The sequence below is a fragment of the Synechococcus lacustris str. Tous genome (assembly GCF_003011125.1).
Taxonomy (GTDB): Bacteria; Cyanobacteriota; Cyanobacteriia; order PCC-6307; family Cyanobiaceae; genus Synechococcus_D; species Synechococcus_D lacustris.
The window spans coordinates 1-9,664 of the sequence record NZ_PXVC01000070.1 but is presented as its reverse complement, the minus strand read 5'-3'; the positions used below and the strand labels follow the sequence as shown (position 1 = coordinate 9,664).

14 protein-coding genes are annotated in these 9,664 nt (G+C 50.2%); 11 read left to right on the top strand and 3 right to left on the bottom strand.

The window, feature by feature from the left end:
• The 6 genes from C7K08_RS11095 to C7K08_RS11070 all read left to right on the top strand — a co-directional run.
• Positions 1-863: photosynthesis system II assembly factor Ycf48 (locus C7K08_RS11095; RefSeq protein WP_106500680.1), on the top strand; the 863-nt coding region annotated here is incomplete at its 5' end.
• Positions 864-933: 70 nt separating this feature from the next.
• Positions 934-1,185 (top strand): cytochrome b559 subunit alpha, encoded by a 252-nt coding sequence (gene psbE / locus C7K08_RS11090; RefSeq protein ID WP_106500678.1) that lies wholly within the window; start codon positions 934-936, stop codon positions 1,183-1,185.
• 5 nt (positions 1,186-1,190) lie between these two features.
• Complete coding sequence (gene psbF, locus C7K08_RS11085) at positions 1,191-1,322, top strand: cytochrome b559 subunit beta (protein ID WP_106500677.1); 132 nt, start codon at positions 1,191-1,193, stop codon at positions 1,320-1,322.
• 8 nt (positions 1,323-1,330) lie between these two features.
• Positions 1,331-1,450 (top strand): photosystem II reaction center protein PsbL, encoded by a 120-nt coding sequence (gene psbL / locus C7K08_RS11080; RefSeq protein WP_106500676.1) that lies wholly within the window; start codon positions 1,331-1,333, stop codon positions 1,448-1,450.
• A gap of 9 nt (positions 1,451-1,459) precedes the next feature.
• Complete coding sequence (locus C7K08_RS11075; protein WP_106500675.1) at positions 1,460-1,660, top strand: photosystem II reaction center protein J; 201 nt, start codon at positions 1,460-1,462, stop codon at positions 1,658-1,660.
• 11 nt (positions 1,661-1,671) lie between these two features.
• Positions 1,672-2,121: a hypothetical protein gene (locus C7K08_RS11070; protein WP_106500674.1), complete on the top strand. Its 450-nt coding sequence runs from the start codon at positions 1,672-1,674 to the stop codon at positions 2,119-2,121.
• Here C7K08_RS11070 and C7K08_RS11065 read toward each other — a convergent pair.
• Positions 2,118-3,056: a UDP-glucuronic acid decarboxylase family protein gene (locus C7K08_RS11065; protein ID WP_106500673.1), complete on the bottom strand. Its 939-nt coding sequence runs from the start codon at positions 3,054-3,056 to the stop codon at positions 2,118-2,120. The genes C7K08_RS11070 and C7K08_RS11065 overlap by 4 nt on opposite strands.
• 1 nt (position 3,057) lies before the next feature.
• Positions 3,058-4,452, bottom strand: coding sequence for a nucleotide sugar dehydrogenase (locus C7K08_RS11060; RefSeq protein WP_106500679.1), 1,395 nt, complete (start codon positions 4,450-4,452; stop codon positions 3,058-3,060).
• 67 nt (positions 4,453-4,519) lie between these two features.
• Here C7K08_RS11060 and gmd point away from each other — a divergent pair, with 67 nt between their 5' ends.
• The 5 genes from gmd to C7K08_RS11035 all read left to right on the top strand — a co-directional run bounded on the left by gmd (position 4,520) and on the right by C7K08_RS11035 (position 8,390).
• The gene (gene gmd / locus C7K08_RS11055; RefSeq protein ID WP_241537221.1) at positions 4,520-5,617 is read left to right on the top strand and encodes a GDP-mannose 4,6-dehydratase; all 1,098 of its coding nucleotides are present in this window, start codon (positions 4,520-4,522) and stop codon (positions 5,615-5,617) included.
• A complete protein-coding gene (locus C7K08_RS11050) occupies positions 5,614-6,612 on the top strand; it encodes a GDP-L-fucose synthase family protein (RefSeq protein WP_106500671.1) in 999 nt (332 codons plus the stop codon). Before gmd ends, C7K08_RS11050 begins: the two co-directional genes overlap by 4 nt.
• A complete protein-coding gene (locus C7K08_RS11045) occupies positions 6,612-7,217 on the top strand; it encodes a hypothetical protein (RefSeq protein ID WP_106500670.1) in 606 nt (201 codons plus the stop codon). The genes C7K08_RS11050 and C7K08_RS11045 overlap by 1 nt, the downstream gene beginning before the upstream one ends.
• Before the next feature lie 110 nt (positions 7,218-7,327).
• Positions 7,328-7,639, top strand: a complete 312-nt coding sequence (locus C7K08_RS15880; RefSeq protein ID WP_106500669.1) for a hypothetical protein — start codon at positions 7,328-7,330, stop codon at positions 7,637-7,639.
• 10 nt (positions 7,640-7,649) lie between these two features.
• Positions 7,650-8,390 carry a glycosyltransferase family 32 protein gene (locus C7K08_RS11035; RefSeq protein WP_106500668.1) on the top strand — a complete coding sequence of 247 codons (741 nt, stop codon included), beginning with the start codon at positions 7,650-7,652 and terminating at the stop codon, positions 8,388-8,390.
• Between the two features lie 16 nt (positions 8,391-8,406).
• Here C7K08_RS11035 and C7K08_RS11030 read toward each other — a convergent pair.
• Positions 8,407-9,664 (bottom strand): ABC transporter ATP-binding protein (locus tag C7K08_RS11030; protein WP_117434644.1); only part of this gene is annotated, 1,258 nt, incomplete at its 5' end.

Sequence of the window (9,664 nt, the reverse complement as noted above, 5' to 3'; positions counted from 1 at the left end):
GCGCAAATCCCTTGGATGTGGCTTTCACAGATGCCAATCACGGTTTTTTAGTGGGCAGCAACCGCCTGGTGATGGAAACCAATGACGGTGGCAACAGTTGGGAAGAAAGGGCCTTGGAATTGCCTGCGGAGGAAAATTTCCGCCTGATCAGCATTGATTTTCTTGGCCAGGAGGGCTGGATTGCCGGCCAGCCGGGCTTGCTGCTGCATAGCAATGACGGCGGCCAGAATTGGAATCGCCTGCTGCTGGACACAAAACTGCCCGGCGATCCATATCTGATCACCGCCATCGGCAGCAACAAGGCAGAACTGGCCACCAATGTGGGGGCGATCTACCGCAGCAGCGATAGCGGCAAGAGYTGGCAGGCGGAAGTTAGTGATGCAGCTGGAGCMGTGCGCGATCTGCGCCGCAGCCCAGAGGGCAGCTATGTGAGCGTGAGTGGCCTCGGCAATTTCTTTTCCACCTGGAACCCGGGCGATCAGGTGTGGCAACCCCACAACCGGGTGAGCAGCCAAAGGGTGCAAACGATGGGTTTTCAACCCGATAACAAGCTGTGGATGGTTACCCGCGGCGCCCAACTGCGCTTTAACCCCGATGGCAGCAACCCAGAGGATTGGAGCAAGCCGGTKATTCCGATCACCAATGGCTTTGGCTACTTGGATATGGCTTGGGATCCAAACGGCACGATTTGGACCGGTGGCGGCAGCGGCACCCTTCTGCAAAGCAGTGACGGTGGAGCCCATTGGCAAAGGGATGCGGTGGGGGCTGCCACACCAAGCAACTTCACCCGTTTGCTGTTTTTAGAAGATGGCAAGGGCTTTGCCCTGGGTGAACGGGGCACCTTGCTGCGTTGGATCGGCTGACACTGTGTAACTGTTCCGCCTTCTGGCGGATCCCAACCCTTAGGATTATTCAGCTGATAAGAGAGTTGCGATGGCCGCCGGTTCCACCGGGGAACGCCCGTTCTTCGAAATCATTACAAGCATCCGCTACTGGGTGATTCACGCCGTAACACTGCCGGCGATCTTCCTGGCWGGGTTCCTTTTTGTGAGCACTGGCCTTGCCTACGACGCCTTCGGCACCCCGCGGCCGGATGCCTATTTCCAAGCAAATGATCAAAAAGCCCCTGTGGTGAGCCAGCGCTTCGAGGGCAAATCCCAACTTGATCTGCGCCTCAAGAACTAAAGCCGATGACCTCCTCCCCCACCACGCCCCGCAACTATCCGATTTTTACGGTGCGTTGGCTTTCGCTCCATGCCTTAGGTATCCCCACGGTTTTTTTCCTGGGCGCCTTAGCTGCTATGCAATTCGTCCGCCGCTAACACCAGCCATGGATCGCAATCCAAATCCAAACAACCTGCCGGTTGAACTGAACCGCACCAGCCTCTACCTGGGGCTGCTGTTCATTTTCGTTACCGGTGTGCTTTTTTCCAGCTACTTCTTTAACTGAGGCCTAGCCATGAGCAGCAAGAAGTCTTCGCTTCCCGACGGTCGCGTTCCAGATCGTTTACCYGATGGCCGTCCGGCTGTGCCATGGCGCAGCCGCTGGACAGAAGGCCCCCTACCCCTGTGGCTGGTGGCTACCGCCGGCGGCATGGCCGTGATTTTTGTGGTGGGCTTGTTCTTCTATGGCGCCTATGTGGGCGTTGGTTCGGCCTAAACCTAAAACCAGTGACAACAACTGCAGTGCAAGGTGGCAGGCAACGCAGCCGCCCGAAACGGAGGGAGCTGTTTTGCCCTAGCCACCCGGATGAATTTTTAGTGGGGGGTGGCAAAAAGTACTTCCTACACCTGCTCAGCCCAGAGCAATTGGTGATCCGAGGCATTAAGGCAACTAAAGCAAAATTAATAATCCAGGCCTATCCGGTGCTGGTGCTCAGTAATGAATGGCTTGAGCAGTTGTATTGCAGCGAATGTGGCTGCAGCCGTTGGTGCCATGTTATTCGCCACGATAAAATTGCCCACACCGTGAAATGGGCACCCCGCGACCTATGGGAACAGGTGGCCCATGTGGATGGCGTGTATGGCAACCCAACTGTTAGTCAATTCACTTCAAGGGAAGCAAGGCGTCACCGCCAACAAAAAACAGCTAAGGGTAAAAAGTTATTTGATGCCGGTTAATTAGGTGCCACGCGGCGGCGAAAATCAGCAATGGTGGGCTCTAACCCCTCCTGCAAGGAAACCTTGGGCTCCCACGCCAATACTTCACGGGCTAAATCAATTACGGGCTGGCGCTGCATTGGATCATCCTGGGGCAATGGGCGATATACCAAGTCCAATTGCGGATTAATGCGATCACGCACCAATTCAGCCAGTTGTTTAATCGTGAATTCACCTGGATTGCCAATATTTATTGGCCCCGTATGGGAGCATTCCATCAAACGCAAAAAGCCCTCCACTAAATCATCCACATAACAAAAAGAACGGGTTTGCATACCATCGCCATATAGGGTTAATGGTTCACCCCGCAGGGCCTGCACGATAAAATTACTAACTACCCTTCCATCATTTTCTAGCATGCGGGGGCCGTAGGTATTAAAAATACGCACCACTCTTATCTCCACCCCATGCATCCGTTGATAATCAAAACATAGGGTTTCAGCGATGCGCTTACCTTCGTCGTAGCAACTGCGAATGCCGATCGTATTTACACAACCGCGGTAGCTTTCCGGCTGGGGATGCACCTCGGGATCGCCATACACCTCACTGGTGCTAGCTAACATCAACCTTGCCCCAACTCGCCTTGCTAGGCCGAGCATATTGTAGGTACCAAGGAAACTTGTTTTAGCAGTTTTTATTGGATTAAATTGATAATGCACAGGTGAAGCAGGGCACGCCAAATGCCAAATACGATCCACCTCTAAGCGAATTGGTTCAGTTACATCATGGCGAATCAATTCAAAGTTCGGATGGCCGATCCACTGGCGAATATTATCTTTCCTACCGGTGAAATAATTATCTAAACAGATAACTTCCTCACCTGCGGCCATCAACCTATCAACTAAATGCGAACCCACAAAACCTGCACCACCGGTTACTAAATGACGCATTGTCATCTCARCCCTCCCCCACGGTCCAAACCTGCAAACCAGCGGCCCTTGCGGCCTTGGCATCGGCAATCGCTCGCGCGTCAAAAAGCCAGGCGGGTTTGCGCATCAACGCTGCAACCGCATGCCAATCGAGCTCTCGAAACTGATCCCATTCGGTGAGAATCAAAACCGCATCGGCCCCTTGGCATGCATCAAGGCTATCCGATGCCTCCCTCCAACTGGCCTCCCCCGATCCCGCCGGTTGGCCTAGATCAAGGCTGATTTGATCTGGGCTTACCTTTGGATCAAAAATTGCGAGCTGAGCTCCTTCATCTAGCAACTGTTTTGCAATACAAATAGATGGTGATTCACGGGTGTCGTTTGTGTTTGCCTTAAAGGCAAAACCAAGCATTGCAATCCGTTTACCAGTAACGGTATTAAATAATTTTTGCACCACCATTTGGGCGATGCGCTGCTGCTGCCAATTATTGAGATCCACCACCTGCTGCCAGTAGTGGGCCACTTCCTTGAGGCCGTAGTGRCCRCATAGATACACAAGATTGAGGATATCTTTTTGAAAGCAACTGCCACCAAATCCAGGCCCACTTTGYAAAAAGCGGGCACCGATKCGGCTATCGCTACCAATCGCCCGGGCCACTTCACGCACATCGGCGCCGGTTGCTTCACAGAGGGCCGCAATTGAATTAATCGATGAAATCCTTTGGGCCAGAAAAGCATTAGCAGTGAGCTTKGATAATTCACTACTCCATAGGTTTGTGCGCAGAATTCGCTCCACTGGCACCCAATTGGCGTAGATCGCCGCCAGGGCATCAAGGGCGCTGGGATCRTTACCACCAATCAACACKCGATCGGGATTTTCCAGATCACTAATCGCAGTGCCCTCCGCCAAAAATTCAGGGTTGGATAACACCGAAAARCTTTTTTGCGGCAGGGCTGGGTCCTGTTCTGCCGCCGCCAGGATCGCCGCCACGGTTTCAGCCGTACGCACTGGCAGGGTGCTTTTTTCAACCACAATTGTGTGGCCGGTAGCTGCTGCTGCCACCTGGCGGGTGCAGGCTTCAATCCAACGCAAATCCGAAGCTTGRCCAGCCCCAACCCCCCGCTTTTTTGTTGGGGTATTAACCGATAGAAACACCATATCTGCACTGGCGATCGCTTGATCAACAKCGCTGCTGAAGTGCAAATTGCGGCCCCTTGCCCTGCCCACCACCGCATCTAAACCAGGTTCATAAACCGGYAGTTTGCTGAGGTCAGGGTGGTTCCAGGCGGCGATGCGCGCTTCATTTAGATCCACCACCGTTACCTGRATCCCAGGGCAGCGATCGGCAATCACAGCCATGGTGGGCCCACCCACATAGCCAGCCCCRATGCAGCAAATCTTGCGGGGGGTTGGGGTGTGCATGGGGTGGAGGYCGATGGGCGGCATTCTCMCCCATAAAGTGATRGGCACTAYTCACAACTMAAGAACAGTGCCGCCMAAAATTGCTTTAATAACMGGMATYACMGGCCAAGACGGCAGCTATCTCGCGGAATTACTGCTGCAAAAAGGTTATGAAGTGCATGGGATCAAACGGCGGGCCAGCAGCTTCAACACCCAAAGGATTGATCACCTTTACCAAGATCCCCACGAGCCTGATCCACGCCTCAAGCTCCACTACGGCGACCTCACCGACAGCAGCAACCTCACCCGCATYATTCAACAGGTGCAACCCGATGAGATCTACAACCTCGGCGCCCAAAGCCATGTGGCCGTGAGCTTTGAGGAGCCGGAATACACAGCTAATTGCGATGGCCTTGGCACCCTGCGCATCCTTGAGGCGGTGMGGCTGCTGGGGTTAACYACYAAAACCCGCATCTATCAAGCCAGCACCAGTGAGCTCTATGGCTTAGTGCAGCAAATACCCCAAACGGAAGCCACCCCCTTCTATCCCCGCAGCCCCTATGGCGTGGCAAAGCTCTATGGCTATTGGATCACGGTTAATTACCGCGAAAGCTATGGAATGTATTGCTGTAATGGCATTCTTTTTAACCATGAAAGCCCAAGGCGTGGTGAAACCTTTGTTACCCGCAAGATCACTAGGGGCCTTGCCCGCATCGATGCAGGTTTAGATCAATGTTTATTCATGGGTAACCTCGATTCATTAAGGGATTGGGGCCACGCCCGCGACTATGTGGAGATGCAATGGCGCATGTTGCAACAGGAGCAGCCGGAGGATTTTGTAATCGCCACCGGTAGGCAGGAATCGGTGCGTCGTTTTATTGAACTCAGCGCCGCTGAATTGGGTTGGGGGGCCATCAACTGGGATGGGGAAGGCCTTGAGGAAGTTGGCCGCCGCGCAGACAMTGRCRCTGTTGTGGTGCGCATTGATCCGCGCTATTTCAGGCCAGCTGAGGTGGAAACCCTTTTGGGAGACCCCAGCAGGGCCCATCAGAGATTGGGCTGGCAACCCACCACAACCTTGGAGGAATTGGTGGCGGAAATGATCGCAACAGACCGCGAGGAAGCAAAAAAAGAGGCCTATCTGCGCCGCAAGGGCTTTGCCGTGGTGGGGGCAGCCCAGGAATGAATCCCCCTCCGGCCTTAATTAATCAAAACGATCGCATTTTTGTCGCCGGCCATCGCGGCATGGCAGGTGGMGCCATATGTAGAGCCCTGAKYAATGCCCAATACACAAATCTGCTCACTGCCCCAAGGACGGAATTAAACCTGCTTGATGCAGCAGCAGTGCAGCAATGGTTCACAGAAAATAAACCCACAGTGGTGGTGCTAGCAGCGGCCAGGGTGGGCGGAATATTGGCTAATAATAGTTATCCAGCTGATTTTTTACTTGATAATCTAAAAATTCAAAATAATGTAATTGAAACCGCCTGGCGCAGTGGCGTGAGGCGGTTGTTATTTCTTGGTAGCAGCTGCATTTATCCAAAATTTGCTGAGCAACCGATCCAAGAAGAAGCGCTGTTAACAGGTGCCTTAGAAGCAACTAATGAATGGTATGCAATCGCCAAGATCGCTGGCATAAAGCTTTGCGCGGCCCTGCGTCAGCAGCATGGTTTTGATGCAATTAGCCTGATGCCAACCAATCTTTATGGACCTGGCGATAACTATCACCCCAGCCATAGCCATGTGATGGCAGCGCTGCTGAGGAGATTTTATGAAGCGCAGCAAAGCGGAGCACCAAGGGTTTGCTGTTGGGGTAGCGGCAAACCAAAGCGTGAATTTCTGCATGTGGATGATCTGGCTTCCGCATCACTTTTTTGTTTAAAWTATTGGGATCCCAGTAGAGCTGATGCCCCTAAARATAGGCAAGGCAACCCATTGCAATTTCTAAATGTGGGCAGTGGCSATGAAATCAGMATTAAAGAATTAGCAACACAAATTGCAGCCAGCATTGRTTTCAATGGTGAAATCGAATGGGATGCCAGCAAACCCGATGGCAGCCCCCGCAAACTGCTTGATTGCAGCCGGCTGCATCAGCTTGGCTGGCAGGCGGCAATTCCTCTTARGGCTGGATTAGCTCAAGTTGCCTGCGATTTTCCAGCGGCTTTTGCCCAGCAACGCTGATGCAACTGCGGGCCCCATGGCTTCAAGAAAGGCTGCCGATGCTGGCATCAGCCGCCTGGGATGCCCTGATGGTGCCGCTTAGCTACGGCCTTGTTTATTTCTGGCACCACGGCAATTGGCCCCAGGGGGGACTTGCTGTGCCCAGTTATCTAGGGCTTTGGCTTGCCTTTTCCTATTTAATCGGCCGCTACTCCAAACCATCAGAGCAACCACGGGGTGAGCGCTATCAGGGATTGTTGTTGCTGCTGTTGATCCTGTTGCTGCTAACAACTGTTTTAGGGGGGTCGTGGTTGCTGGGGCTCCAGGTAACAGTTACGGGGTTGCGCAGCCAGCAAATTCCTTTTTTAGTGCTTGCTGGCCTGGCCTCATGGTTAGGTCAAAGGCTGCTGTTACACAACMAAARGCCCAAACAACCTTGGCTGCTGGTGGTGGACAGCAGGGAAGAACAGGTGCTGCAAGGATTTTTAAAGCAGCCACAGGCGCAAATTTGGAGCCTCAGCCAATTAGAGCAATGCCAAGCCGATGGTTTGAACGCATTTCAGGGGGTAGCGCTTAGCGAGAATCTTTCCTTAAGCCTGGAGAAACTATCTGAGTTCCCCCTCTGATGCTCGTATAGATCGTCAACCCCCCTCTATTGCCCATATTTACGCCTTAAGAGTTCATGTGCCCGGCAGAGCTGAATGGCTCAAGCCAGTAGCTGTCAGAATCCAAAGCAATGAAAATCCTTGACCTCTCGGCTTATTATCACTACAGTGCCGCTGCCCAAGTGGTGGATGGTGAAATTCGCTGCGCAGCCCAAGAGGAACGCTTTAGTCGCGTCAAACAAGACCCTGCTTTTCTTAGCCTTTTGGCAGCGGCTAAATTATCGCAACAGCCCCGTTGGTTATTACTTGATGATATTCATTTACTACCAATGGTTGAATGTTGGCGATCAATTTCATCACCAAAGCTTGACCTAACATCATTTGGCCACTGGAGTGGCACTGGCATAGTTGACATAAGYCTAGGTTTGCAGATAGTAAAATGAGCACAAAAATATGATACCCAAAATTATTTGGCAAACCTATAAAACAKCTAGGCCCCCCGAAAGAGCAATTAAAAACATCAAATCATGGACCACCCACAATCCACATCACAAATAYAGATATAGCAACGATCAACARTGYGAAAATTTTATAAGGGATTACTTTGATACAAATTTTTTTAGCATGTACAAATCACTGCCCATCGGTGTGATGAAAGCTGATGTATGGAGAGCAGCAGTTGTATATCAGCTTGGGGGAATATATGCTGATTTAGATACAGAGTGCAGGGGCCCTGCCAGCAAATGGATTGACAAGAATGATTCGCTCGTGGTTACTGTTGAAAACAAAACAGGGGCAATTGGCAACTACGTCTTTGCAGCAATTCCAAAACATCCGGCCATTTATTCTGTTTTAGAAAATTTTGTAGAAATATATCAATCAGATTCATTTCTTAACAAGCGTAGCCAAACACCAGTACAAGACTTTGGCGCCCATGGGTGGTCGATAGGAATATTAAAATATTACGGTTTAAACGAGCCTGAAATCATGCAAAGGGGAGGTGAAGAGTACAATAAATGTTTAAGAGTAATTGCTGATCGAACAAAATTCTATCCTAGCGAAAGCAAGATACTTTCCGCTTATCCAAATGAAAATACTCYGGTGTACCATCAAACTGCAARTGTTTTCTGGCTTGAAGGCTATGAATCATGGCGAAAGGAGCAGGAACGCCAACTAGGTGTATTTGGGGTTTAAAATAGATTTARAGGAATTAAATAAACTCTAGCATGTTAATTGTTCTGTTACAGATTATCAAACAATCTGGTCGATGACTCACAAGCACAACYGATAAACTTGGCATAATGCGTTGAATACATTTTAAAATTTTCAATTCCGAAAACGTGTCTAATGCGCTTGTGGCCTCATCTAAAATCAGTAGTTTAGGGTTACTAGCAAGAGCTCGTGCAAGCCCAACTCTTTGCAGTTGTCCGCTGCTTAAGGCCTGGCCTCTTTCACCCAAAGGTCTATCCAAGAGATCAGTAATTTCTGTGATTTCAACTGCAGCCGCAAAAAATGCTGGTTCACAATTTATTTCAGCCTGCACTGCCTGGCGCACAGTAAAGCCAAAAAGAGGTGGCTGATGCCCAACATARGCAATACCTCGCTGCCAAGCAGAAAGCAAAGGGGTAGCAATAGTCAAAGAATTTCCATCTAAAAGTAATTGGCCCGAATCAGGCTGCAATAATCCCATTAGTAGGTCTAGGGCTGTGCTCTTACCGCTGCCACTTGGACCAACCAAGGCAAGCCATTCGCCAGGGCTAATTGAAAAATTAAATTTCTTTAGAAGCGGACGAGAACTAGRAGTATGTTGATAGCTAATAGAGCAAAGCTCTAACATTTTCCAGTTCATAAAATTAAATATATCACGCGAACTTGAAACCTGTTGTGGCTGCTCAATTAGTAACAATAACGGCATAAGAACTGCTTTACAACCACTTAATGAACTCCAAGCACTCCATAGTTGTTGTGCCAATGGAAGTAATCTTTGCGCACCATAGGCAAGCAAGCCAATTTGGGGCAAAATTTGGATCGGCGAAACACCATGAGCAATAAATAGCGCACCCACTAAAGCTATTGCCACCATCATTGTTGGTTCAAGCACAAACCGTGGCAAACCTCCAATTGTGATGTTTTCAGCCTCTCTATGACGCATCATCCTATCAAGGCTAGCAAACATACTAACTCTGGTTGAGCCTAAACCTAGCAAACGTAATTCTCTAAGCCCAGAAAATGTTTGCTGAATAAGCTTAATTGAATTTTGCTGGGCGGAAACAATAAGCTCAGCATTATTTTTCAAACGGGGTCGTACCCAATAGGAAAGGATCCCATATACGAAGAGCATGAATAAAAGGGTGGGGAATACCACTACCCATGCCAATGCAAGCAAAACAAAAGAGAGGCTAATTAACAAAATTAAAGAACTTAGCAGCTGTAATGCAGGCAACAACACGCCATTAACAACTTGGCGT

Coding starts and splice junctions, on each gene's coding strand:
- psbF (WP_106500677.1), top strand. CDS start 1,191: ATGACCTCCTCCCCCACCACGCCCCGCAACTATCCGATTTTTACGGTG.
- psbL (WP_106500676.1), top strand. CDS start 1,331: ATGGATCGCAATCCAAATCCAAACAACCTGCCGGTTGAACTGAACCGC.
- C7K08_RS11065 (WP_106500673.1), bottom strand. CDS start 3,056: ATGACAATGCGTCATTTAGTAACCGGTGGTGCAGGTTTTGTGGGTTCG.